The following is a 22,244-nucleotide window of genomic DNA, read 5'->3' as shown; positions in this document are numbered from 1 at the left end:
GAAGCCTCTGTGGCGGCTAACTCATTCTTTCTGCTTAAAAATTTTTAAAAAACTAGTTGACGGACCTGCGGGAGCTTTATAACATTCGCCCCGCTTGCCGAGCACAGCCCAAGTCACTGACAAGGGCCAGGCAAGAGACTTCTCACCAAGGAAGTCTCTGCTAGGGCAGCTGCCGTAACAGGCGCCCGTAGCTCAGCTGGATAGAGCATCCGCCTTCTAAGCGGATGGTCGCAGGTTCGAGTCCTGCCGGGCGCGCCATTGGCGGTTCGGCGACGGCAAGCAGGTAAGATATGGTGGGCGTAGCTCAGTTGGTAGAGCACAGGATTGTGGCTCCTGGTGTCGTGGGTTCGATTCCCATCGTCCACCCCATATTCAGCGAACGCCAGACCTCGTGTCTGGCGTTCGTCTTTCAAGCGTCTCGCGGACGTGGTGGAATTGGTAGACACACCAGATTTAGGTTCTGGCGCCGCAAGGTGTGAGAGTTCGAGTCTCTCCGTCCGCACCATTCAAGATGCACAGCAAGAGACCGGCCCAGCGCCGGTTTTTTTGTGCGCGCGATTCAGCTAGCAGCTGGAACGCCATGGTTGCGCACCGTTCCCGAATAGCTGCTATCGGCCAGCAGAGCTAGTGTAGATGCCGGAACAGTGGCGCGCAGAAGACGAACGCCAGGGCAGTGCCGCAGAGAAAGGTTGCCGTCCACCGCTGGTTGGTACGACCGGTAAAACCGTTATCGGCGGGCACCGCCGACTCATCTTTGGCTTGCGCCTGGGGGCGAGGGGCGTCGAACAGGGTGATCGAGCGGGTCAGTTGGGTTCGCATGATCCGACCTCTTAACTGTGTGCGCTAATTGTTACTGTCACCTTTCAAGAGTAATGCGCCCTCAGCGCAATGCAAGTTGCCTATGAATCAATGGATGTCAGCCGGGTAGGCGGCCAGGCATTCGCTCAAGAATGGCTGCGCAGCCCGGACGCTAGCTAGGGGGCAGGCGGTGGGCGGTCAACCAAGCGTCTCGGCTAGCAGGAAGCAGGCGCCGCCGATGGCTCCGCCACTGAGCAATACCAGGCTGATCAAGGCGCCGCCGACGAACTGGGCGATGTCGTCACTGATTTCGTATTCCGCTTTCATGCTCGGCTCCAGAGGGTGGATGCCGCTACAGATAGCAGCCGCGCGTTACAGCGCGACGACGTTGGGCGTGCCTGGATTAGGTGTTCGCCCAGTTCAGCCAGAGGGTCTGCTCTTCGCTGAGCTGCCCGATCTCCCGCAGCGCCCGTTCGAGGTCATCCCTGACCCGGCGCTTGAGATCGGCGTTGAGATCGATTTGAGCGCTCTCGGCCAGTCGATCGGCGAGCGAGAGATCGGCGCTGAGCTGGCGCAAACGGGGGCCGATGAAATCCTTCTGCCGCATGAGCCGCTCCTGTCTCCTGATGCCGCCGAGTGTGGCATGAGCCACCGTGGGCTGAACACAAGCCGGAAAAATATTGTCCAATTCGATTGGTCAAAAGTCGGACGTTAGGCGGCCCAGGTCGTTTTCAGGTCCAGGACGGTAAGCTTTTTAGAGGGAAGAAGAGATCATGAGCGGAAGTTCGACACGCAAGTTGCTGGTGTTGACGGCAGGCTTTGGCCTGCTGGTGGTGGCTGCGGTGGCGACCACGCACAAAGACGATTCGACAGCCAGCGAGCCCGCCGTCGTGGCGACCACCACGCCGCCAGTCGCAGCGCATGCGCCCACCACGGGCACCCACGCCGTTGCTGACGAACACAAGCAGGATCTGGACAGCTTCCTGGCCCAGGCCGCACTGGCGCCCTGCGGCGCCTCAATGCCGGCGACCATCACCGATCCCGCTTGCCGCGCGGCCATTGAGGCCCATGCGCGACGTGCGGGCTATGGCGATGAGGAAGTCCTGGCCTATCTGGACACCCGTCGCCCACGATGACGGCTGATTCATAGTTCCAGCTGTTATAAGCAAAGACTCTTTCAATATATCTCGGCATAACCTGAGTGGTTATCCTGTGCGGCCGCAAGATGAGCCGACAACGGCAATTGGGGCTGTAATGGAAGTTGGGGCAATGGGCTTCGTGATCGCGGGGCTGGTGGTAGGTTTCATCGTGGGTATGACAGGGGTAGGCGGTGGGTCCCTAATGACGCCCATTCTGCTCTGGTTCGGCATCAACCCGGCCGCGGCCGTGGGCACCGATCTGCTCTATGCCGCCATCACCAAGGCGGGCGGCGTCTTCGTCCATCAACGTAATCGCAACATCGATTGGACGGTGACCGGCTGGCTGGCCGCTGGCAGCGTACCCGCCGCGGCTCTCACACTCCTCGCGCTGGCTTTGCTCCCGGGTGACCAACACGCCACCAATGCGCTCATCAAGCATGCCCTCGGTATCGTGCTGCTGCTGACCGCCCTGGCCATCCTGTTCAAGCAACAGATTTTCGCCTTCGCCAGCCGACACGCCGGCGACCGATTTCACCTGAGTGCGGGGCGTCTCAATGCCCTCACGGTGCTGACCGGTGCGGTGCTGGGCTTCATGGTGACCCTGACCTCCATCGGCGCCGGCGCCCTGGGCACGGTGGCGCTGTTCCTGCTCTATCCGCTGATGGCGACTCGGCGCCTGGTCGGCACCGAGATCGCCCATGCGGTGCCCCTGACCCTGGTGGCGGGACTTGGGCATGCCGGCCTGGGCAATCTGGACTGGCATGTGCTGGGCTTTTTGCTGTTGGGCTCACTGCCAGGCATCTTCCTGGGCAGTCACCTGTCGGGGCGGGTACCGGATGGCGTGCTGCGGCCCTGTCTGGCGGTCATGCTATTGGTCATAGGCACCAAGCTGGTGGTCTGAAGGCGTCTGGCCAGCATGGGGGTCGTTCGTCGGACGACCATTGGCGATTCCACCAGCGGAAAACGGTTCTAGGATAGGCAGCGTTCAATTTGTTATCGCGATTGCCGATAACCTGATTGTCGAGTCCCCTTCCTGGAGCTGCCCATGTTTTCCGAATCTGTCACTGTCGACGATACCTCCGCCTATCATGCCTTGCGTCAGGCGCTGGACCGTTCCCTGGCAGTGATCGAATTCGATCTGCAAGGCAAGGTGCTGCACGCCAATGACAACTTCCTGCAGGCCTTCGGTTACCGCCTGGAGGAAGTCAGCGGCCGGCATCATCGTCTGTTCTGCCCGCCAGGGGTGGTGGAGAGCGAGGATTATCAGCAGTTCTGGCAGACCCTGGGGCGCGGCGAGTTCCACAGCGGCGTTTATCGGCGCCAGCACAAGGATGGCAGCCTGAGGTGGATCCGCGCCACCTACAATCCGCTGCTGGATGCCGAGGGACGACCGCAGCGCATCATCAAGTTCGCCACCGACATTACCGAGAGTCGCCTGCAGGCGGTGGAGTACGAGGGCAAGATCGCTGCCATTCACCGCTCCCAGGCGGTGATCGAATTCGACCTGCAGGGTAATGTGCTCTGGGCCAACGACAATTTCCTCGGCATGACCGGCTATGCGCTGGAGGAGTTGCGCGGCCGCCATCACAGCCTGATGTGCCCGGCCGACTATGCCCGTTCGCCAGAATACGCGCTGCTGTGGAATCGCCTGGGGCAGGGTCTCTTCGATACCGGGGTCTACAAGCGCATCCGCCGGGATGGCCGGCCGATCTGGATCCAGGCCACCTACAATCCCATCCTCGACAGCGACGGTCGTCCCTACAAGGTGGTGAAGTTCGCCACTGACGTCACCGATGCGCAACTGCAGGCTGCCGAATTCGAAGGCAAGATGGCCGCCATCGACCGCGCCCAGGCGGTGATCGAATTCGATCTGCACGGCAACATCCTCTCCGCCAACGAAAACTTCCTGTCCGCCCTGGGTTACAGCCTGGACGAGGTACGTGGCAAGCATCACCGGATCTTCTGCGAACCCGAGCATGCCCGTTCGCCGGGCTATCGCCTGTTCTGGGAAAAGCTCGGTCGGGGCGACTTCGATGCCGGCTTGTACAAGAGACGCGCCAGCGACGGCCGCCAGGTATGGATCCAGGCGACCTACAATCCCATCCTCGACGCCGAGGGCAAGCCCTACAAGGTGGTCAAGTTCGCCAGCGACGTGACCGAGAGCCAGCTGCGCAACAGCGACTACGAAGGCAAGGTGGCGGCCATCGACCGATCCCAGGCCATCGCCGAGTTCTCCGTCGACGGCACGGTGCTCACCGCCAACCGCAACTTCCTGCTGGCCCTGGGTTACCAGTCCGACGAGGTGGTGGGCAAACACCACCGCCTCTTCTGCTCCGACGACTACGCCCGTTCGGCCGAGTACCGATTGTTCTGGGATAAGTTGGCGCGCGGCGAATTCGACGCCGGGGTGTACAAGAGGCGCAACAGCCGGGGTGAGGAGATCTGGATCCAGGCCACCTACAACCCCATCTTCGACGCCGACGGCAAGCCGTGCAAGGTGGTGAAGTTCGCCGTGGACATCACCGAAAGCCAGATTCGCAACAGCGACTATGCCGGCAAGGTGGCGGCCGTCGACCGCGGCCAGGCGGTGATCGAATTCGACCTGACCGGCAAGATCCTCGAGGCCAACCGCAATTTCCTGGCGACCCTGGGCTATCGCCTGGAGGAGATCCGCGGTCAGCACCACCGCATCTTCTGCGAGGCCGACCACGTCGCCTCCAGCGAGTACCGCGAATTCTGGGCGCGGCTGGCCCAGGGCGAGGTGTTCGGCGGCCGCTTCATGCGCCTGAGCAAGTTCGGTCAGCGCATCTGGATCCAGGCCACCTACAACCCGATCTTCGATGCCGAAGGCCAGGTGCACAAGGTGGTGAAGTTCGCCACCGACATCACCCGGCAGGTGGAGATGGAGCAGCATGTGCGGCAGAAGATCGAGCAGATGAATCTCTCGCTGCACGCCCTGACCCGCTCCATCAACCAGATCGCCGAGACCACCGATGACGCCAACCGCATGGCCCGCCGCACGCTAGAGGAAGCGGAGCGCGGCTCCCTGACCTTGACGCGCTCGCTGGACGCAATGGCGGCCATAGGCACCACCGCCGGCGGCATCCAGGACATCGTCCAGGTGATCAGCGATATCGCCAACCAGACCAACATGCTGGCCTTCAACGCGGCCATCGAAGCCGCCCGCGCCGGTGAGCATGGCCTGGGCTTCTCGGTGGTGGCCGACGAGGTGCGCAAGCTGGCCGAGAAGTCGTCCCAGGCGACCAAGGAGATCAACAAGCTGATCCTGGAATCGGTCAAGAGCATCGCCCAGGGCAGCGAAATCTCGCGCAGCGTGGGCGAGGCCTTCGGGCTGATCGCCGAAGGGGTGGGCAAGACCCAACAGTCCATCGAGGCGATCAACGGCTCCACCGCCGCCCAGCTCGACGATGCGGCGCGGGTCAATCAGTTGATCCAGGAGCTCGACGCGGCCACCACGGTGGCGCCCATCATCGGAGGCACCCGTTCGTGATGCGGGGTATCGTGCGGATCGGCGAACTGGAAGTCGCCTTGCCCGCCCAGGCCCTGGAACGCGTGGTGCCCTGGCCGGACCGCCTGGCCGCCCATCCGAGTCCGGTGCCCTGGCTGCTCGGTCTCTTCGAGTTGGGCGGTCAGCCACTGCCGCTGGTGGACGGCCATGGCTTGCTGGGGGTGCCGCCGGTCGAGCGCGAGCGCCGGATCGCCGTGATTCGCCAGGGCGGCGGTCGCTTCGGCCTGGCCATCGATAACGTGGTGGATATCCTCAGGCTGCCGGCGGACGCCATCGTGCAGTTGCAGGGGGCACCCGGGCGCCTCCTGGGGCAGGTCCACCTGCGCCCGGAAAGCGGCCGGCTGGTCCATCTGCTGGACCTGGAAGCCCTGGCCGCCTTGCCAGGCTTCGAGGTCAGCGCCGACGTGCCCCACGCCCATCGGCAGGGGGCCAGCGCCGGCAAGGATGGCGAGCGGCTCTATCTGCTGTTCGAATGCGACGGGCGTCGCCTCTGCCTGGATGCGGCGGTGGTGCAGGAATTGGTGGATCGACCGCAGCTGGCGCCTAGCGAATTCGCCAGCGACAGCTGTCGCCACCAGGTGCAGTTACGCGGCCAGACGTTGCCGGTGCTGGAGCTGTCCGCACTGTTGGGGCTGACCACGCCCGCGCACAGTCGCCGGGAGCAACTGCTGGTGCTGGCGGCGGGCGACCAGGGTCAGTATCGGGTGGCCTTCGGTTTCGAGCGGCTGCTCGGCATGTGGCGACGGGATCCGGCGCAGTGCGCGCCGCTGCTCGGCTTTGGCCTGGAGCAGCCCGAGCTGTTGTGCGGGGTTTTCAGCGCAGCGGATGGCGAGACGGCGATCGTGATCGATCACCTGGCCCTGGGTTGCCAGGCGGCGGCGGTCGCCTATGCGCGGATCTATCGCACCGACCGCGATCTGTTGCAGGAGGAACGGCGCCAGATCCGCCGCCAGCCTTGCCTCACCTTTCTCGCCGAATTGCTGTTCGCCGTCCCGCTGGAGCAGGTGGCCGAGGTCTTGCCCCTGCCGTCGCGCTACCTGCGCCTCGGGCAGCGGGATCCGCGGCTGCTGGGGGTGATGGAGGTCCGGGGCCAGCAGATCACCCTGGTGTGCCTGCGGACCCTGGCCGGTGCGCAGAGGGTCGAGTCCGGTCCGGGCGATCAGGTGATCGTGGTGGAAGGACAGCGCCAGCGCCTGGGCTTCGTGGTACAGCGGGTGGAGGCCATCGAGGCCTTTACCGACCTGCGGGCGGATGCCCTGGCGCGCAGCTGGCAATTGCCCGGGGAGGGTGGGGCGATGCCGGCACAGCGGGCGCAGAGCTGGGTGGGCGTAAGTACCGGGGGCAACAGCCGCCAGGCCACCCTGATCGATCTTGGCGCGCTGGTGCAGCGCCTGGAACGACAGGCCCGCCAGGCCGTGCCCGAGCCTGGGCCCGCGACTATTTGACTAGACCGCTCGTCACTTCGCTGAGCGGTCGGGTAACGGATCGCCCGCGCCTTCGTCGACCTCGGCGGAGTTTGTTATCAAAGCGGTAGCGGCAGGCTAGAGCCCGTCGCGCTTTCCAGCCGGCACTACGCGAAGCGCATCGTCGACGCTTCTACTGACGTGTCCGCGTCCAGCGTTCATCAGCGCCTGGTCAAGAAATCTCGCGGCGCGTCGAACCAGAGAAAGACACAACTTTCCTGGGTGATCCCATGTTCAACTCCGCACTCAAACGCCGTATCGCTGATCTCGAAGCCGAGCTGGCCGAGCACCGTCAGCTGCGCGCGGCGTTCTGCAATGACGCCCTTTGCCTACTGCTGGACGCCCAGGGCCGGATCGAAGACTTCAATGACAATTTCGCCCAGTGCCTGGGTTACGCACCGGGTAGCCTCACCGGGCGGAACCTGGACGACATCATTCCGGACTACGTGAAGAAGTTGGTCTGCTATGGCGATCTGAAGCGCAGCTTCAACGAAGGTCGCCAGGCCAGTGGCATCTATCGGCTGCTGCGCGGGACGGGTGGCGTCGCCTGGCTCTATGCGATCTGGACGCCCGTGCGCGACACCCAGGGCCAGGTCAAACAGATCCGCTGCTATGCCTATGACCGTACCGAGCAGGTGGAAACCTCCACCGAGCACTCGGGCATCATCAATGCGCTGCTGCGTTCCACCGCGGTGATCGAATTCAACCTGTCCGGCGAGGTGCTCACCGCCAACGAGCGCTTCCTGCAGGGCATGGGTTATTCGCTGGCGCAGATCGTCGGCAAGCATCATCGGATGTTCTGCAGCCGCGAAGAGTCGGAGTCCGCTGACTATCGCGTCTTCTGGGAGCGGCTCAATCGTGGCGACTACGTCGCCAGTCGCTTCAAGCGCATCGACAGCCATGGCCGCACGGTCTGGCTGGAAGCCTCCTACAATCCCGTCCTTAACACCCGCGGCGAGCTGTACAAGGTCATCAAGTTCGCCACCGTCATCACCGAGCAGGTGGAGCAGGAACTGGCCGTGGCCGAGGCCGCACGGGTCGCCTTCGACATCTCCCAGACCACCGACGAAAGCGCGCGTCAGGGCGCGGCCGTGGTGCAGGACACCGTGGCGGTGATGACCCGCATCGCCGACGAGATCCAGGTCGCCGCCAACGGCATCGAAGACCTCGGCAAGCAGTCGCTGGTGATCAGCGCCATCGTCAAGACCATCAGCGGCATCGCCGAGCAGACCAATCTGCTGGCGCTCAACGCTGCCATCGAAGCTGCCCGGGCCGGTGAGCAGGGGCGTGGCTTCGCGGTGGTGGCGGACGAAGTCCGGCAGTTGGCCGGGCGCACCAGCAAGGCCACCGAAGAGATCGTCGGGGTGGTGCAGCAGAACCAGCAACTGGCGCAGACGGCGGTCAGCAACATGGCCGCCAGCCGGCAGCAGGCGGAGCAGGGGCTGCACCTGGCCAGCAACGCCGGGGTGCGCATCACCGAGATCCAGGATGGCGCCCGCCAGGTGGTGGGCGCGGTCAGCCAATTCGCCCGCCGGCTGAGTTAGGGCTGTTCGCCCCAGCCCGGGGCGCTGTACCACTCATAGCCCGCGGTCGTGAGCTCCAGCCAGCGGCCCTGGTGGATGACCATTCGGGTCGCCACCTCCGGGCTGGCCAGGCCGGCGGCTACCAGCAGGCTGCGGATCAGAGCACCGTGGGCCACCAGCAGGGTGGGGCCCTGGAGTTCCTCCAGCAGCGGGCGCACCCGTTCGGCGGCATCGGCATAGCTTTCGCCACCGGATACCCGAAAGGTATAGGGCTCGGCGGCGCGGCGGGCGTGCTGCTCGGGATAACGCTGGGCGATGGTGGGCATGTCCAGGCCCTCCCAGTCGCCAAAGGCCTTTTCCGCCAGGCGCGCATCGCGGCCCAGGTTTCTTGGCGTGCCTGGCAGCTGCGCCAGGATCAGATCGAGCGTTACGCTGGCGCGTTGCAGCGGACTGCTCAGGCAGGCGAAGCGAGAGATGTCGAGGCGGTCGCGCAGGGCCAGGCCCACGGCTTCGGCCTGGACACGACCGCGCGCGTTGAGCGGTATGTCCTGGCGACCCTGGAGGCGACCGCTGGCGTTCCAGTCGGTTTCGCCGTGACGGATCACCAGCAGGGGAGAAGGGAAGGGCAAGGGCATCAATCCAGAGCAGTGGGCAGGGTAAGGAGGAATCTCAAGTGACCGGCTTCCAGGCGCGCGACCAGGCTGCCGCCATGGCCGCGGGCGATTTCCTGGGCGAGATAGAGGCCCAGGTCCAGGCGGGCGGGCTGCGCAAGGTCGGCCCTGGTCAGCGCCGGCTGGAACAGTTGACTCAGGGTGCCAGGTTCCACCACGGCGGTGCTGCTTTCCACGATAAGGCTGTAGCAGCGATCCTTGATCGCGCCACGCAGCAACAGGTTGCCCCCAGAAGGATTGCGGGAAGCGACCTGCTCCAGCACGGCGTCCAGCGCCTGCAGCACCCGCGGCAGATCCAGCCGCAAGGCAGCCGGTAAGGCCGGCAATTTGCTGCTCAAGGTCTGCCCGGGAAAGCGCGTCTGCAGCGTGGCGAACAAGCCCAGGAGCTGCTCATTGAAGTCGTCAACCAGCGCCGGTTTCAGGGGCAGGCCATGGCCCAGGCGCGCGCGGACGAAGTCGGCGGCCACGCCGCTGCGTTCGGCCAGGCGCTGGGCCTCGGTGTGCCAGTGCCGCATCTGGGATGCGTCCGCGCGCAGGTCCTGAGCGGCCAGCGCCTGCAGCGGGCGCTGCAGATCCTCCTCCAGCAGTACCAGCAATTGGTCGTGCAAGGGCGTCAGATCCCGGTCGACGCGCGCACCGGGGCTTTCTTCGCGACGCTGTTCTTCGCGGGCGAGCAATTCACCCAGCAGACGGGCGAAACCGTCCAGGGTATCGATCACCGAGCGCTGCTCCAGCAGTGGCCTGGGCTGGGGATCGAAGGCGCATAGCGTCCCGAAGAAGGTCCCGTTGGGACGAAATACCGGGACCGATAGATAACTCTTCCAGCCATAGAGGCTGGGCGCCGGATGATCGCAGTAGGTGGGGTTCCGGGTCACGTCGCTGATGATCACGGCGTCGTGGGAGGAGCGCACGTGGTTGCACAGGGTAGACTCGAGATCCAGTTCGGCGCCGGGTCGCAGGCCGAAGGCGATACGATCCTCCACCGCGCAGGCGATCCAGCGCTGCTCGGTGACCTCGGCAACGGTGGCGACTCCAAGGCCGCTGACATCGCAGACGACGCGCAGGAGCGCCGCGACGGAATCCAGGGACGCCAGCAGCTCGATGCTTTCGACGGTACTGGAGGGTTGGCTGGGCATGGCACGGTAGTTCTCTGACGGACAGGCCCTGAACGCTAGGCCAAGAGACGCCAGAGGGCAACCGTCAACCCGCCGAGCGATCCGCGTGGCGGACGCTCGGGCAGTCGCCGTCTAGCCGATCAGGTCGGTGGCGTAGGCCAGTACGGTCAGGCAGAGCAGCAGCAACAGCAGGTTGGCCGGGGTAATGCTTTTCATCGGGGAGATCCTTTCACGCAAGGGCGGTTCCTTGTCCAGGTACACCTGGGGCTGCCATGCCGGTGCTGGGGATCTCGGGGGGTGGAGCGGGTAGGTTCATCTCTGCGTCTCGATACTGCTGGCAAAGGACAGGAGTCGGAACGCCACTCTCGCCGTTCGTTCAGCCGCCGCCAGAGGAGGTGCGACATCTGGTCGAAGCGGCAGTGCGAGCGGTTCGCAGTTGCCAAGCGGCAGGCGAGCCGGTAGCGTGGCGCCCCATGCGAACCTTCCTTTGCCCCATCAGCGCCTATTACCGCTACCTGACCAATATCGGGTGGTAGGTACTGCGCTGCATGACCGAACCGCCCAGGGCGGCTCGGTCAAGGCAACTTCTCCCGGTCTCCCTGGCACCGTCCAGCCACAGGAGACCCCATGGACAGCACCCAGCAAGACCTGCTCGCCACCCTCGAAGCCCGCGGCTTCGTCCACCAGACCACCGATCGTGATGGCCTCGCGCGCGCCTTCGCCGCAGGGCCGGTGACCGGCTATCTCGGCTTCGACGCCACCGCCGACAGCCTCCACGTCGGCCATCTGCAAGGCCTGATGCTGATGCGCTGGCTGCAGCGTGCTGGCCATCCCATCCTCTTGCTGATCGGTGGCGCCACCACCCGCATCGGCGATCCCAGTTTCCGCGACAGCAGTCGCCCGGTACTCACCGACGGCCAGATCGCCCTGAACATGGCCGGCATCGCCAAGGCCTTTCACCGCTATCTCGAAGTGGGCGATGGCCACGGTCGTGCCCAGGTGGTGGACAACGCCGAGTGGCTCGACGGCCTGGGCTACCTGGATTTTCTCGGCGCCGTCGGCCGGCATTTTTCCATCAACCGGCTGCTCACCTTCGATGCCATCAAGAATCGTCTCGACCGCGAGCACTCGCTGTCCTTCGAGGAATTCGGCTACACCCTGTTGCAGGCCTACGACTTCGTCGAGCTGTCGCGGCGCTATGGCTGCACCCTGCAACTAGGCGGCGCGGACCAGTGGGCCAACATCATCAATGGTGTGGAGCTGTCGCGCCGGCAGGGCGGTCCCCAACTCTATGGCCTGACCATGCCGCTGCTGGCCACCCGTGACGGGCGCAAGATGGGCAAGTCGGCCCAGGGCGCGGTCTGGCTCAACGAGGAGCGACTGTCGGCCTTCGACTTCTGGCAATTCTGGCGCAACTGCGACGATGCCGATGTCGAGCGTTTCCTGGCGCTGTTCACCGAGTTGCCGCTGGACGAGGTCCGGCGGCTCGGCGCCCTGGGTGGGGCGGAGATCAACCTGGCCAAGACCGTGCTGGCCAACGAGGCGACCCGACTGGCCCATGGCGAGCGGGCCCAGCGCGAGGCCGAGGCCGCGGCCGCCCAGGTGTTCGCCGCTCGCGACGGCGCGGGTCAATTGCCGGAGGTCGTCCTGAGCCGCCGGCAGCTGGACGCAGGCGTCACCCTGGTGGAGTTGCTGGTCGAAGCGGGACTGCAACCGTCGCGCAGTGCGGTCCGCCGGCTGGCAGAGGGCGGTGGCCTGCGGCTGGACGAGCAACCGGTGGTGGATCCCGATGTCCTGCTGACGGCGAGCGACGCCGGCCGGCGGGTGAGTCTGGGCAAGAAACGACACCTGCGCATCGCGGTGGTGGACTGAGGAGAACGACATGAACAACTGGGTGATTGGTGCTTCGCGTGGCATAGGACTAGGGGTGGTAAAGGCCTATCTGGCCCGCGGCGACCAGGTACTGGCGCTGGTGCGAACGCCGAATGCGGCCTTGGATGCCCTGGCGGCTACAGCAGGGGGGCGGCTGCGGGTGGTGACTGGCGATCTGCGCGATCCCGAGCTGGGCACGCGACTGCTGGACGAATTGGGCGACGGCTCGCTGGACCGGCTGATCGTCAATGCCGGGATCATGGGGCCGCTGGAGGAAGACGGGCAGCGGGCGACCGCCACGGAGCTAGGGGAGTTGTTTCTCACCAATGCCGTGGCCCCGCTACGCCTGCTAGACGCCCTGGCGCCACGGATGGCCGCCGCGGGGGTTGTGGCCTGCCTGAGTTCGCAGATGGGCAGCGTCAGCCTGGCGCGTGCCGCCGAGATGCCGCTCTATGGCGCCAGCAAGGCGGCGCTGAACAGCCTGCTGCAGAGCTGGGTGGTTGGGCGGCAGCCGGCTTTCGCGGTGCTGGCGCTGCACCCGGGCTGGGTCCGCACCGAACTGAGTGGCGACCAGGCGCCGGTCGAGGTGGCCGATAGCGTCGCGGGTCTGGTCGCGACTATCGACGCTCGGGCCGGCCAAAGCGGCAGCGCCTTTCTCGACTATCAGGGGCAAGCCCTGCCCTGGTGAGCGAGGAACCGGATCGCTCAGCACGGCTGAGCGTTCTGGCCCTTGTCCGACCTCTGTCGAGGATCGAAGATGCAGACACCACCCTGGGGAGTGTCATCATGCGCATCGACGAGCGAACCTTTCTGGTAACCGGCGCCGGCTCCGGCCTGGGCGCCGCTACGGCCGAGGTACTGACCGCGGCAGGCGCCCGGGTGGCGCTGCTGGATCTGCAGGCCGATGCCGTGCAGGCCCAGGCCGAACGACTGGGTGAGCGGGCCCTGGCGCTGCCGGTGGACGTGACCGATGCCGAGGCCCTGAGCGCGGCCATCGATACCGTACTGGCCCGCTGGGGCAGTCTGCAGGGCGCGGTCAATTGCGCCGGTATCGTCGGTGGCGCCCGCATCCTCGGACGCAACGGTCCCCATGATCTCGCCGCCTTCGCTCGTATCGTCACGGTCAACCTGGTGGGCAGCTTCAACGTTCTGCGCCTGGCCGCGGCCGCCATGGCCAAGGGCGAGGCCGATGCCGGTGGCGAGCGCGGGGTGATCATCAACACCGCCTCCATCGCCGCCTTCGACGGCCAGATCGGCCAGGCGGCCTATGCGGCCTCCAAGGGCGGTGTCGCCTCTCTCACCCTGCCGGCAGCGCGCGAACTGGCCGGGCAGGGCATCCGGGTCATGACCATAGCGCCGGGTGTCTTCGAGACACCCATGATGGCCGGCATGACCCCCGAGGTCCGCGAGGCCCTGGCCGCCAACGTGCCCTTTCCGCCGCGGCTCGGTCGCGGCGAGGAATTCGCCGCCCTGGTCCGCCACATCATCGAGAACTCCATGCTCAACGGTGAGGTGATCCGTCTGGACGGCGCCCTGCGCATGGCCCCGCGCTAGGAGAATCGCCATGAATGATCCCATTGTCATCGTCGCCGCCGCCCGTACGCCCATGGGCGCCCTGGGTGGCGAGCTGGCCGCGCTGTCAGCGCCGCAACTGGGCAGTACCGTGGTCCGCGCCGTACTGGAGCGGGCGGGTTGGTCGCCGGAACGGGTCGACGAGGTGCTGCTGGGTTGCGTGCTGCCCGCCGGCCTCGGCCAGGCACCGGCACGCCAGGCGGCGCTTGGCGCCGGTCTGGCCCAGAGCACGCGCTGCACCACCCTGAACAAGATGTGCGGCTCGGGCATGCAGGCGACCATCCTCGCTCATGACCTGCTGCGCGCTGGTAGCGCCGAGGTGGTGGTGGCGGGCGGCATGGAAAGCATGAGCCGTGCGCCCTATCTGCTGGAAAAGGCCCGCAGCGGCTATCGCCTTGGCCATGGCGCCCTGATCGACAGCATGTTTCTCGACGGCCTGGAAGACGCCTATGAACCCGGGCGCCTGATGGGCACCTTCGCCGAGGATTGCGCCGCACGTCTGGGCATCGGCCGCGAACGCCAGGATGCCTATGCTCAGCAGTCTCTCGCACGGGCACGTCAGGCCCAGGCCAGCAGCGCCTTCGCCGCCGAGATCGTCCCGGTGGAGGTGGTGACGCGCAAGGAGACCCTGCGCCTCGACACCGACGAGCAACCCCGCCGCGCCGACCCTGCGCGGATTCCTACGCTCAAGCCGGCTTTCCGCGAAGGCGGCACAGTGACCGCGGCCAATGCCAGCTCCATCTCCGATGGCGCCGCGGCGCTGCTGCTGATGCGCGCTAGCACGGCCGCGCGGGAGGGCCTGACCCCGCTGGCGACCATCCGTGGCCATGCCGCCCATGCCGGCGCGCCAGGCGACTTTCCCACCGCCCCCATCGGCGCCATTCGCACGCTGCTCGAACGCATCGACTGGCAATTGGCGGATGTCGATCTCTTCGAAATCAACGAAGCCTTCGCCGTGGTGGCGCTGGCCGCCCAGGATGCCCTGGGGCTGGACCCGGAGCGGTTGAACGTGCACGGTGGTGCCTGTGCCCTGGGCCATCCCATCGGTGCCTCCGGCGCGCGCATCCTGGTGACCCTGATCCAGGCGCTGCGCCAGCGTGGCCTGCGGCGGGGCGTAGCCGCCATCTGCATTGGCGGCGGCGAGGCTACGGCCCTGGCTCTGGAACTCAACGACTAGACAAGGACAAGATCATGAGCGAAGCCTCTACCGAATCCACCCTGTTGCTGGACATCGAGGACCGTGTGGCCCTCATCACCCTCAACAGACCCAAGGCGCTCAACGCCCTCAATGCCCAGCTACTCATTGAGTTGGACGCCATGCTGGCGCGGCTGGACGCCGATCCCGAGGTGGGGTGCGTGGTGCTCACCGGCTCGGCCAAGGCCTTCGCCGCCGGCGCCGACATCAAGGAAATGGCCGGGCAGGGTTATCCGCAGATCTATCTGGACGACTATTTCCGCGTCGCCGACCGCATCGCCGAGCGCCGCAAGCCCTTGATCGCCGCCGTGGCCGGCTACGCCCTGGGTGGTGGCTGCGAACTGGCGCTGCTGTGCGACTTCATCTACGCCGCCGACACCGCCCGCTTCGGCCTGCCGGAGATCACCTTGGGCGTCATTCCCGGCATCGGCGGCACCCAGCGCCTGACCCGTGCCCTGGGCAAGGCTAAGGCCATGGAACTGTGTCTGACCGGTCGACAGCTGGAGGCCGCCGAAGCCGAACGCGCCGGCCTGGTCGCCCAGGTCTTTCCCGCCGACGAGCTGCTGGAGCGCACCCTGGAGGCCGCCCGCGGTATCGCCAGTCGCTCCCTACCAGCGACCCTGCTGCTCAAGGAAAGCGTCAATCGCGCCTTCGAAACCAGTCTGGCTGAGGGCATCCGCTTCGAGCGCCGGGTCTTCCATTCGCTGTTCGCCAGCACCGACCAGAAGGAAGGCATGGCCGCCTTCGTTGAGAAGCGTCCGGCGAAGTTCGAGCATCGCTAGGCCCTAGCGACGAGGAGAGGCAGATCGTGTCAGTCGACGGGTTACGCGAGCGTTATCAGGCCTACCTCGACTGCCTCAACCGCCAGGCCTGGGCGGAGCTGGGCCGTTATGTCGACGAGGCCGTCGAACACAATGGCCGGCCCCTGGGATTGGCGGGCTACCAGGCCATGCTCGAAGGCGATCATGCCGCGATTCCCGATCTGCACTTCGCCGCGCGATTGCTGGTGGTGGAGGCGTCCTGGCTGGCCGCGCAGCTGGATTTCGACTGCACGCCGCGTGGCGAGCTTTTCGGGCTGGCGGTGAACGGGAGGCGGGTACGCTTCAGCGAGCATGTCTTCTATCGTTTCGAGAACGGGCGAATCCGCGAGGTGCGCTCGGTGATAGATACCGCCGCCATCGCTGCCCAGCTGGCCGACGGCTAACCCGCTCGACTTTGGCGCTGGCGATAGCCCAGGGGACTGAGGCCCGTCCACTTGCGAAAGGCGCGCTGGAAGGAGCGGGGATCGGCGAAACCCAGGCGCAGGGCCAGTTCATCCAGGGGCAGGGCGCCTTGATCCAGCTGGCGACAGGCTAGCCGGCACCGGCGTTCGTCCTTGAGGCGTTGGTAGGACTGGCCGCCTGCCGCCAGCTGGCGTCTCAGGGTGGCGGGCGAGAGCCCCAGGTCTGCCGCCAGGCCGACGGCGTCTGGCCAGTCTTCGGGTGCACGGCTGCGCAACAGGGTGCGGATGCGGGCGATCAGGTTGGCGTCGTCGCGATAGTGCACCAGCAGATTGCCCGGCGCGCCGGCGATGAAACGCCGCGCGTCCGTGGCACTGCGCCGGATCGGCAGGACCAGCAGGGCGGCGTCCAGCACCAGGCAGTCGTCATCGCTGGCGAAGCTTAGCCGTGGCCCGAAGCGTTGCTGATAGTCGGCCAGCAGGTCCGCTCCCGGCGTCTGAGCGGTCAGACGGATCTCCTCTAGCGGCAGCCGGCGGCCCACTAGCCAGCAGGCCAGGCCATGCAGGATCAGCCAGAGGGTAAAGACCGCGAAGCTACCCGGCAGACCACCGGGTGCCAGTCGCAAGGTCGCCCGCTCTCCGTCGGGTTGCAGCCGCAGGTTTACACCCAAGGTAAGGCGCAGGAAGTCGGCGCTGTGCCGCAGGGCATTGCCCAGGGTCGGTTGCAGGCGGGTGCTCTGGCAGAGAAAGGCAAAGCTGCCCGCCGGCAACGGGCGCGGACCCAGGGCGAAGAATTCGTCATCGAAGCGCCGCGCCAGGCGATACCACAGCTGGCCGAACAGCGGCGCCGAGAGACGTTCGCGGCCAAGTAGCAGGTCGGATAGCCGGACGCCTTCCGCGGCGAGCAGGGCGTCCGGCAACTGACCGCTTTGCCGGCAAAGCCCGGCCAGGGCCTCGTCGAGGATGCCCGGGGCCAGGCTGTCGCGCGGCAGGTCGGTCACAGATGCAGCGCCCGGCCCAGGGCACGCAGCGCCGCCTCCTGCACCGCCTCACCCAGGGTGGGGTGGGGGTGCAGGGTGGCGGCGACGTCTTCCAGTTGCATGCCCATCTCCAGGCTGTGGGAAAAGGCCGTGGCCAGTTCCGCCACCTGCTGCCCGGTGGCCTGCCAGCCGAGAATGCGATGGTCATCCGCGCGGGCCACCACCCGCACGAAGCCTTCCGGCGCCTCCAGGGTGAGGGCGCGGCCATTGGCGGCGAAGGGGAAGCTGGCGACCTTGGTCTCCAGGCCTTGCGCCTTGGCCTGCTCGGGGGTGAGGCCTACCACCACGATCTCCGGATCGGTGTAGCAGACCGCCGGGATGGCCACCGGGGCGAAACGCCGCCGCTTGCCGGCGATCAGCTCGGCCACCACCTCGGCCTGGGCCATGGCGCGGTGGGCCAGCAGGGGTTCGCCGGTGAGATCACCAATGGCCCAGACGTCGGTCATGCTGGTACGACAGCCGTCGTCGACGCGGATGTAGCGACCGTCGTAGTCCAGCGGCAGGCGCTCCAGGCCTTCGGTGCGGGGGCGGCGGCCGGCGGCGACCAGGATGCGCTGGGCCGGCAGAAGCTCTTCCCGACCGTCGCCACGAGTCATCCGCAGACCCGCGCCGTCCGCGGCCAGACCGGCGACGGTGCAGCCCAGGTGCAGCTCAATGCCCAGGCGTTCCAACCGCTGCCGCAGCGGCGCCGTGAGCTCGGCGTCGTAGCCGGGCAGCAGACGCGACTGGGCTTCCACCACCGCGACCCGGGCGCCTAGCTTGCGATAGGCGATGCCCAGTTCCAAACCGATATAGCCAGCGCCCACCACCACCAGGTGGTCGGGAATTTCCGTGGGTGACAAGGCCTCGGTGGCCGATATCACCGGACCACCGAAGGGCAGGCTGGGCAATTCCACCGAGGTGGAGCCCATCGCCAGCACCAGGTGCTCGGTGCGGATGCGCAGCCGATCGCCGCCGGCGCGCTGCACCTCGACGGTCTTGCCATCGAGGATTTCGGCCCAGCCCTCGATTACCGTCACGCCCTGCTTCTTGAGCAGCGCGGCGACGCCGGTGGTGAGACGATCGACGATGCCGTTCTTCCAGGCCACGGCCTGGCCAAGATCCAGCTCCGGGCGGCCGTGGCGGATGCCCAGGCTGCCATGCTCAGCGCGACCGCTGGCGCGATGGTATTCCTCGGCGACATGGATCATCGCCTTGGAGGGAATGCAGCCGACGTTGAGGCAGGTACCGCCGAGGGCGACGCCCTCCACCAGGGTGGTGGCGATGCCCAGCTGGGCGGCGCGCAGGGCGGCGACATAACCGCCGGGGCCGCCGCCGATGATGAGGAGTCGGGTATCCATGGCTACTCCAGGAAGAGGGTGGCGGGTTGTTCGAGCAGCTGGCGCACGGCCTGGATGAAACTGGCGGCGTCCTGGCCATCGATCAGCCGGTGGTCGAAGGAGGCGGAAAGATTCATCAGCTTGCGTGGCACCACCAGGCCATGGCGGAAGGCCGGGCGCTCGACGATGCGGTTGACGCCGATGATGGCCACCTCGGGATGGTTGATGATGGGCGTGGAGGCGATGCCCCCCAGCGGACCGAGGCTGCTGATGGTCAGGGTAGAGCCGGACAGTTCGTCGCGCCCGGCCTTGCCGCCGCGCACTGCGGTGGCGAGGCGCGCCACCTCCTGGGCACAGCCCCAGAGATCCAGCGCCTCGGCGTGGCGCACCACCGGTACCGCCAGGCCCTGCTCACCCTGGGTGGCGATGCCGAGATGTACCGCGCCATAACGCGTCACGGTGCTGCTGTCTTCGTCGAAGCGCGCATTCATCTGCGGAAAGTCCCGCACCGCTACGACCAGGGCGCGAGCCAGGAAGGGCAGCAGGGTGAGATGGGCACGACGCCCCTGCCAGCGCTGGTTGAGGGTGGCGCGCAAGGCTTCCAGCTCGGTGACATCCACCTCTTCCACATAGGTGAAGTGGGGGATATGCCGCTTGGCGGCCTGCATCTTCTCGGCGATCTTGCGTCTCAGGCCGATCAGCGGGATGCGCTCCTCGCCACTGCGTTTCGCCAGGCCACCGCCGCCAGTGGCCGGTGGCAGTCCGGCGTCGCGTTGCTGCACATAGGCTTCCAGATCGCCATGCAGGATGCGCCCGCCCTGACCGCTGCCGGTGACGAAGCGCAATTCGATGCCCAGGTCCCAGGCGTGCTGGCGCACCGCGGGAGACGCCAGCGGCGGACTGCCCGGGGCTGGTCGGGAGGCCGGTCGCTCGTCGTCGCGCGGGAGCTCCGCTTCCGGGTGTCGCGGAGCAGGTGCCGCCTCGGGCTTGGGCGCTTCCGCCTTCGGTGCTGGCGCCGGCGCGGCTTCCATCGGCACGGGGCGACTGGCCTCGCGCAGATTGCCGTCACCGGCCACCTCCAGGCGGATCAGCTCGGCGCCCACGGCCAGCACCTGGCCAGGCTGGCCGCCCAGGGCGACCACCCGGCCCACCACCGGGGAAGGGATCTCCACCATGGCCTTGTCGGTCATGACGTCGGCCAGGGTCTGGTCCTCGCCGACTTCATCCCCTACCGCCACGTACCACTTGACCAATTCCACCTCGGCGATGCCTTCGCCGATGTCGGGCATCTTGATGACATGGGTACCCATCTCAGACCTCCATGACGCGCTTGAGCGCGGCGCCGACCCGGGACGGACCCGGGAAGTAGTCCCATTCCTGGGCGTGGGGATAGGGGGTATCCCAGCCGGTGACCCGCTCGATGGGCGCCTCCAGGCGATGGAAGCAGTGCTCCTGCATCAGGGACACCAGCTCGGCGCCGTAGCCGCAGGTACGGGTGGCTTCGTGGACCACCACGCAGCGGCCGGTCTTGGTCACCGAATCGGTGAGGGTCTGCAGGTCCAGCGGCCAGAGGCTGCGGATGTCGATCACCTCGGCATCGATGCCGGTCTCGGCAGCGGCGGCCAAGGCGACCCAGACGGTGGTGCCATAGGTCAGCACCGTGACCTGCTTGCCAGGGCGGACCACGGCGGCCCGTTCCAGCTCCACGCGGTAATAGCCGTCCGGCACGGCGCTGGCCGGGTGGCCCGACCAGGGCGTTACCGGACGATCATGGTGGCCGTCGAAGGGGCCGTTGTAGAGGCGCTTGGGTTCGAGAAAGATCACCGGGTCGTCGCTCTCGATGGAGGCGATCAGCAGGCCCTTGGCGTCGTAGGGATTGGAGGGCATCACCGTGCGCAGGCCGCAGACCTGGGTGAACATGGCCTCGGGACTCTGGCTATGGGTCTGGCCGCCATAGATGCCGCCGCCGCAGGGCATGCGAAATACCAGCGGCGAGGTGAACTGGCCGACTGAGCGATAGCGCAGGCGCGCCGCCTCGGAGACGATCTGGTCGATGGCCGGGTAGACATAGTCGGCGAACTGGATCTCCGCCACCGGGCGCAGGCCGTAGGCGCCCATGCCCACCGCGGCGCCGGCAATGCCGTTCTCCGAGATGGGCGCATCGAATACCCGCGAGGCGCCATATTTGGCCTGCAGGCCCTCGGTGCAGCGAAAGACGCCGCCGAAGTAGCCGACGTCCTCGCCGAACACCACCACGTTGTCGTCGCGTTCGAGCATCACGTCCATCGCCGAGCGGATGGCCTGGATCATGGTCAGGGTGCTGCGGCTGCCGGCCTGGGTCGGCAGGTCGGTTTCCTGTTGTACGGTCATGGCGTCACTTCCCGAGCTGTTGGCGTTGGCGGCGCAGGTGCGACGGCAGGTCCTGGTAGACCTCCTCGAACATGTCGGCGGCGCTAGGGGCGAGATCGCTGGCAAAGGTGCCGTGGGCTTCCGCGGCCTTCTGTGCGGCGGCCACCTCGGCTTCCAGCTCGGCGGCCAGCGCCTGGTGCTGCGCGTCCGACCAGAGACCACGACCGATCAGATGCGCCTTGAGCCGGTCGATGGGGTCGCCCAGGGGGAAGTGCGCCCAGTCATCGGCGGGTCGGTACTTGGACGGATCGTCGGAGGTGGAGTGGGGACCGGCGCGATAGGTCACCCATTCGATCAGGGTCGGCCCCAGGTTGCGCCGGGCGCGTTCGGCGGCCCAGCGCGAGGCGGCCAGTACCGCGAGGAAGTCGTTGCCATCCACCCGTAGCGCAGCGATGCCGTAGCCAATACCGCGGGTGGCCAGGGTGATGCCCTCGCCGCCGGCGATGGCCTGGAAGGTGGAGATGGCCCACTGGTTGTTGACGATGTTGAGGATCACCGGCGCCCGGTAGACATGGGCGAAGGTGAGGGCGGCGTGGAAATCGCCTTCAGCGGTGGCGCCATCGCCGATCCAGCCGGCGGCGATGCGGGTGTCCCCCTTGATCGCCGAGGCCATGGCCCAGCCCACTGCCTGGATGTACTGGGTGCCCAGGTTGCCGGAGATGGAAAAGAAGCCGAGGTCGCGGTAGGAGTACATCACCGGCAACTGGCGACCCTTGAGCGGATCCCGGGCATTGGACAGCAGCTGGCAGATCATCTCGTCCAGCGGCGCCTCGCGGGCGATGAGGATGCCCTGCTGGCGGTAGGTGGGGAAATGCATGTCGTCCGGGCGCAGCGCCAGGGTCTGGCCCACGGCGATGGCTTCCTCGCCCAGGCACTGCATATAGAAGGACAGCTTCTTCTGCCGCTGGGCCTTGAGCATGCGCGCATCGAACAGCCGCGTCTTGAGCATGGCCCTCAGGCCTTGCAGCAACAGGTCGGGCGCCTCTTCCGTGGCCCAGGGGCCGACGGCGCGACCCTCTTCATCGAGGATGCGGATCAGCTGGGTCGCCAGCTCGCGGGTATCCACCGGCGCCACGTCGACGGGTGGCTTTTCCGCACGGCCAGCGGGGCAGAGCTGCAGATAGTTGAAGTCGGTAGGACGGCCCGGTCGGCCACTGGGTTCGGGGACGTGCAGGCGCAGGGGTGGGTAGTCGCTCATGGCCGACCCCCCAGGTAGGTAAGGGGGCGGGCGGGTCGCAGGACGGGTTGGCCGTCCGGGTGCGATGCAGGGTGCCACATGGTGGAGGCCTCGGCATTCTTGTTATTGGTCACCTGAGTATAGGCCGGCTCTGCTAGCCGTTTTGCCGCAATTTGGCGGTGGGCAGCAGGGTCGTTTGGTGC

General features: G+C 66.6%; 21 protein-coding genes and 3 tRNA genes. 14 read left to right on the top strand and 10 right to left on the bottom strand.

All coding sequences use genetic code 11. The features are described from left to right. The first annotated feature begins 181 nt into the window (after nt 1–181). From FEZ61_RS08655 to FEZ61_RS08645, 3 genes are all read left to right on the top strand, one after another. Nucleotides 182–258 (top strand) — tRNA-Arg (locus FEZ61_RS08655). 35 nt (nt 259–293) lie between these two features. Continuing rightward, nucleotides 294–369: transfer RNA gene (locus tag FEZ61_RS08650), tRNA-His, on the top strand. Between the two features lie 51 nt (nt 370–420). Further along, nucleotides 421–505 (top strand) — tRNA-Leu (locus FEZ61_RS08645). Nucleotides 506–624: 119 nt separating this feature from the next. Here FEZ61_RS08645 and FEZ61_RS08640 read toward each other — a convergent pair. The 3 genes from FEZ61_RS08640 to FEZ61_RS08635 all read right to left on the bottom strand — a co-directional run bounded on the left by FEZ61_RS08640 (nt 625) and on the right by FEZ61_RS08635 (nt 1,405). Further along, nucleotides 625–819, bottom strand: coding sequence for a hypothetical protein (locus FEZ61_RS08640; protein WP_064307152.1), 195 nt, complete (start codon nt 817–819; stop codon nt 625–627). A 177-nt stretch (nt 820–996) separates the two neighbouring features. Beyond that, nucleotides 997–1,125 carry a hypothetical protein gene (locus FEZ61_RS24605; protein WP_017642804.1) on the bottom strand — a complete coding sequence of 43 codons (129 nt, stop codon included), beginning with the start codon at nt 1,123–1,125 and terminating at the stop codon, nt 997–999. 76 nt (nt 1,126–1,201) lie between these two features. After that, a complete protein-coding gene (locus FEZ61_RS08635) occupies nt 1,202–1,405 on the bottom strand; it encodes a hypothetical protein (RefSeq protein ID WP_173148268.1) in 204 nt (67 codons plus the stop codon). 166 nt (nt 1,406–1,571) lie between these two features. On the opposite strand from FEZ61_RS08635, the gene FEZ61_RS08630 reads away from it, so the two are divergent. The 5 genes from FEZ61_RS08630 to FEZ61_RS08610 all read left to right on the top strand — a co-directional run bounded on the left by FEZ61_RS08630 (nt 1,572) and on the right by FEZ61_RS08610 (nt 8,473). Continuing rightward, complete coding sequence (locus FEZ61_RS08630; protein ID WP_173148266.1) at nt 1,572–1,934, top strand: hypothetical protein; 363 nt, start codon at nt 1,572–1,574, stop codon at nt 1,932–1,934. 118 nt (nt 1,935–2,052) lie between these two features. After that, nucleotides 2,053–2,838 carry a sulfite exporter TauE/SafE family protein gene (locus tag FEZ61_RS08625; RefSeq protein ID WP_064307149.1) on the top strand — a complete coding sequence of 262 codons (786 nt, stop codon included), beginning with the start codon at nt 2,053–2,055 and terminating at the stop codon, nt 2,836–2,838. 144 nt (nt 2,839–2,982) lie between these two features. Continuing rightward, nucleotides 2,983–5,448, top strand: a complete 2,466-nt coding sequence (locus FEZ61_RS08620; RefSeq protein WP_173148264.1) for a PAS domain-containing methyl-accepting chemotaxis protein — start codon at nt 2,983–2,985, stop codon at nt 5,446–5,448. Then, nucleotides 5,448–6,911 (top strand): chemotaxis protein CheW, encoded by a 1,464-nt coding sequence (locus FEZ61_RS08615; protein ID WP_178121446.1) that lies wholly within the window; start codon nt 5,448–5,450, stop codon nt 6,909–6,911. Before FEZ61_RS08620 ends, FEZ61_RS08615 begins: the two co-directional genes overlap by 1 nt. Before the next feature lie 248 nt (nt 6,912–7,159). Further along, nucleotides 7,160–8,473, top strand: a complete 1,314-nt coding sequence (locus tag FEZ61_RS08610; protein WP_017642810.1) for a PAS domain-containing methyl-accepting chemotaxis protein — start codon at nt 7,160–7,162, stop codon at nt 8,471–8,473. Here the strand turns inward: FEZ61_RS08610 and FEZ61_RS08605 are convergent. Both FEZ61_RS08605 and FEZ61_RS08600 read right to left on the bottom strand, forming a co-directional pair. Beyond that, nucleotides 8,470–9,081 (bottom strand): histidine phosphatase family protein, encoded by a 612-nt coding sequence (locus tag FEZ61_RS08605; RefSeq protein WP_173148263.1) that lies wholly within the window; start codon nt 9,079–9,081, stop codon nt 8,470–8,472. The two genes, FEZ61_RS08610 and FEZ61_RS08605, sit on opposite strands and share 4 nt — an antisense overlap. Nucleotides 9,082–9,086: 5 nt before the next feature. Continuing rightward, complete coding sequence (locus tag FEZ61_RS08600; RefSeq protein WP_173148261.1) at nt 9,087–10,259, bottom strand: GAF domain-containing protein; 1,173 nt, start codon at nt 10,257–10,259, stop codon at nt 9,087–9,089. A gap of 606 nt (nt 10,260–10,865) precedes the next feature. Between FEZ61_RS08600 and tyrS the strand changes: the two genes are divergently transcribed. From tyrS to FEZ61_RS08570, 6 genes are all read left to right on the top strand, one after another. Further along, nucleotides 10,866–12,110 (top strand): tyrosine--tRNA ligase, encoded by a 1,245-nt coding sequence (gene tyrS, locus FEZ61_RS08595; protein ID WP_173148259.1) that lies wholly within the window; start codon nt 10,866–10,868, stop codon nt 12,108–12,110. Between the two features lie 10 nt (nt 12,111–12,120). Beyond that, the gene (locus FEZ61_RS08590; RefSeq protein ID WP_173148257.1) at nt 12,121–12,798 is read left to right on the top strand and encodes an SDR family NAD(P)-dependent oxidoreductase; all 678 of its coding nucleotides are present in this window, start codon (nt 12,121–12,123) and stop codon (nt 12,796–12,798) included. Between the two features lie 98 nt (nt 12,799–12,896). Beyond that, complete coding sequence (locus tag FEZ61_RS08585; protein WP_017642815.1) at nt 12,897–13,664, top strand: SDR family NAD(P)-dependent oxidoreductase; 768 nt, start codon at nt 12,897–12,899, stop codon at nt 13,662–13,664. A 10-nt stretch (nt 13,665–13,674) separates the two neighbouring features. Continuing rightward, nucleotides 13,675–14,859, top strand: a complete 1,185-nt coding sequence (locus tag FEZ61_RS08580) for an acetyl-CoA C-acyltransferase (protein WP_173148255.1) — start codon at nt 13,675–13,677, stop codon at nt 14,857–14,859. Nucleotides 14,860–14,873: 14 nt separating this feature from the next. Further along, entirely contained in the window at nt 14,874–15,659 is a 786-nt protein-coding gene (locus FEZ61_RS08575) for an enoyl-CoA hydratase (protein WP_064308928.1), read from the top strand. A 26-nt stretch (nt 15,660–15,685) separates the two neighbouring features. Beyond that, complete coding sequence (locus FEZ61_RS08570) at nt 15,686–16,081, top strand: ester cyclase (RefSeq protein WP_017642818.1); 396 nt, start codon at nt 15,686–15,688, stop codon at nt 16,079–16,081. On the opposite strand, the gene FEZ61_RS08565 is transcribed toward FEZ61_RS08570, so the two are convergent. From FEZ61_RS08565 to FEZ61_RS08545, 5 genes are read right to left on the bottom strand one after another with little or no spacing between them, the layout of a single operon-like run. After that, nucleotides 16,078–17,097, bottom strand: a complete 1,020-nt coding sequence (locus FEZ61_RS08565; RefSeq protein ID WP_173148253.1) for an AraC family transcriptional regulator — start codon at nt 17,095–17,097, stop codon at nt 16,078–16,080. The genes FEZ61_RS08570 and FEZ61_RS08565 overlap by 4 nt on opposite strands. Further along, complete coding sequence (gene lpdA, locus FEZ61_RS08560; RefSeq protein ID WP_173148252.1) at nt 17,094–18,476, bottom strand: dihydrolipoyl dehydrogenase; 1,383 nt, start codon at nt 18,474–18,476, stop codon at nt 17,094–17,096. The genes FEZ61_RS08565 and lpdA overlap by 4 nt, the downstream gene beginning before the upstream one ends. Before the next feature lie 2 nt (nt 18,477–18,478). Next, nucleotides 18,479–19,765, bottom strand: coding sequence for a dihydrolipoamide acetyltransferase family protein (locus FEZ61_RS08555; protein ID WP_017642821.1), 1,287 nt, complete (start codon nt 19,763–19,765; stop codon nt 18,479–18,481). Between the two features lies 1 nt (nt 19,766). After that, nucleotides 19,767–20,825, bottom strand: a complete 1,059-nt coding sequence (locus FEZ61_RS08550; RefSeq protein ID WP_017642822.1) for an alpha-ketoacid dehydrogenase subunit beta — start codon at nt 20,823–20,825, stop codon at nt 19,767–19,769. A 4-nt stretch (nt 20,826–20,829) separates the two neighbouring features. After that, on the bottom strand, nt 20,830–22,062 hold the full coding sequence (locus FEZ61_RS08545; protein WP_173148250.1) for a thiamine pyrophosphate-dependent enzyme: 1,233 nt from the start codon (nt 22,060–22,062) through the stop codon (nt 20,830–20,832). Nucleotides 22,063–22,244: the final 182 nt, after the last annotated feature.

The sequence above is a fragment of the Pseudomonas sp. MS15a(2019) genome, from assembly GCF_013277805.1.
GTDB classification, from domain to species: Bacteria; Pseudomonadota; Gammaproteobacteria; order Pseudomonadales; family Pseudomonadaceae; genus Chryseomonas; species Chryseomonas benzopyrenica.
Note: the sequence above shows the minus strand (reverse complement) of the source record. Positions and strands in the feature narration are given on the sequence as shown.

Bases quoted from the DNA above. Each gene is read 5' to 3' on its own strand.
- FEZ61_RS08555 (WP_017642821.1), bottom strand. From the start codon at position 19,765: ATGGGTACCCATGTCATCAAGATGCCCGACATCGGCGAAGGCATCGCC.
- tyrS (WP_173148259.1), top strand. From the start codon at position 10,866: ATGGACAGCACCCAGCAAGACCTGCTCGCCACCCTCGAAGCCCGCGGC.
- FEZ61_RS08585 (WP_017642815.1), top strand. From the start codon at position 12,897: ATGCGCATCGACGAGCGAACCTTTCTGGTAACCGGCGCCGGCTCCGGC.
- FEZ61_RS08630 (WP_173148266.1), top strand. From the start codon at position 1,572: ATGAGCGGAAGTTCGACACGCAAGTTGCTGGTGTTGACGGCAGGCTTT.
- FEZ61_RS08600 (WP_173148261.1), bottom strand. From the start codon at position 10,259: ATGCCCAGCCAACCCTCCAGTACCGTCGAAAGCATCGAGCTGCTGGCG.
- FEZ61_RS08640 (WP_064307152.1), bottom strand. From the start codon at position 819: ATGCGAACCCAACTGACCCGCTCGATCACCCTGTTCGACGCCCCTCGC.
- FEZ61_RS08545 (WP_173148250.1), bottom strand. From the start codon at position 22,062: ATGAGCGACTACCCACCCCTGCGCCTGCACGTCCCCGAACCCAGTGGC.
- FEZ61_RS08635 (WP_173148268.1), bottom strand. From the start codon at position 1,405: ATGCGGCAGAAGGATTTCATCGGCCCCCGTTTGCGCCAGCTCAGCGCC.
- FEZ61_RS08590 (WP_173148257.1), top strand. From the start codon at position 12,121: ATGAACAACTGGGTGATTGGTGCTTCGCGTGGCATAGGACTAGGGGTG.
- lpdA (WP_173148252.1), bottom strand. From the start codon at position 18,476: ATGGATACCCGACTCCTCATCATCGGCGGCGGCCCCGGCGGTTATGTC.
- FEZ61_RS08575 (WP_064308928.1), top strand. From the start codon at position 14,874: ATGAGCGAAGCCTCTACCGAATCCACCCTGTTGCTGGACATCGAGGAC.
- FEZ61_RS08615 (WP_178121446.1), top strand. From the start codon at position 5,448: ATGCGGGGTATCGTGCGGATCGGCGAACTGGAAGTCGCCTTGCCCGCC.
- FEZ61_RS08610 (WP_017642810.1), top strand. From the start codon at position 7,160: ATGTTCAACTCCGCACTCAAACGCCGTATCGCTGATCTCGAAGCCGAG.
- FEZ61_RS08625 (WP_064307149.1), top strand. From the start codon at position 2,053: ATGGAAGTTGGGGCAATGGGCTTCGTGATCGCGGGGCTGGTGGTAGGT.
- FEZ61_RS08620 (WP_173148264.1), top strand. From the start codon at position 2,983: ATGTTTTCCGAATCTGTCACTGTCGACGATACCTCCGCCTATCATGCC.
- FEZ61_RS08550 (WP_017642822.1), bottom strand. From the start codon at position 20,825: ATGACCGTACAACAGGAAACCGACCTGCCGACCCAGGCCGGCAGCCGC.
- FEZ61_RS24605 (WP_017642804.1), bottom strand. From the start codon at position 1,125: ATGAAAGCGGAATACGAAATCAGTGACGACATCGCCCAGTTCGTCGGC.
- FEZ61_RS08580 (WP_173148255.1), top strand. From the start codon at position 13,675: ATGAATGATCCCATTGTCATCGTCGCCGCCGCCCGTACGCCCATGGGC.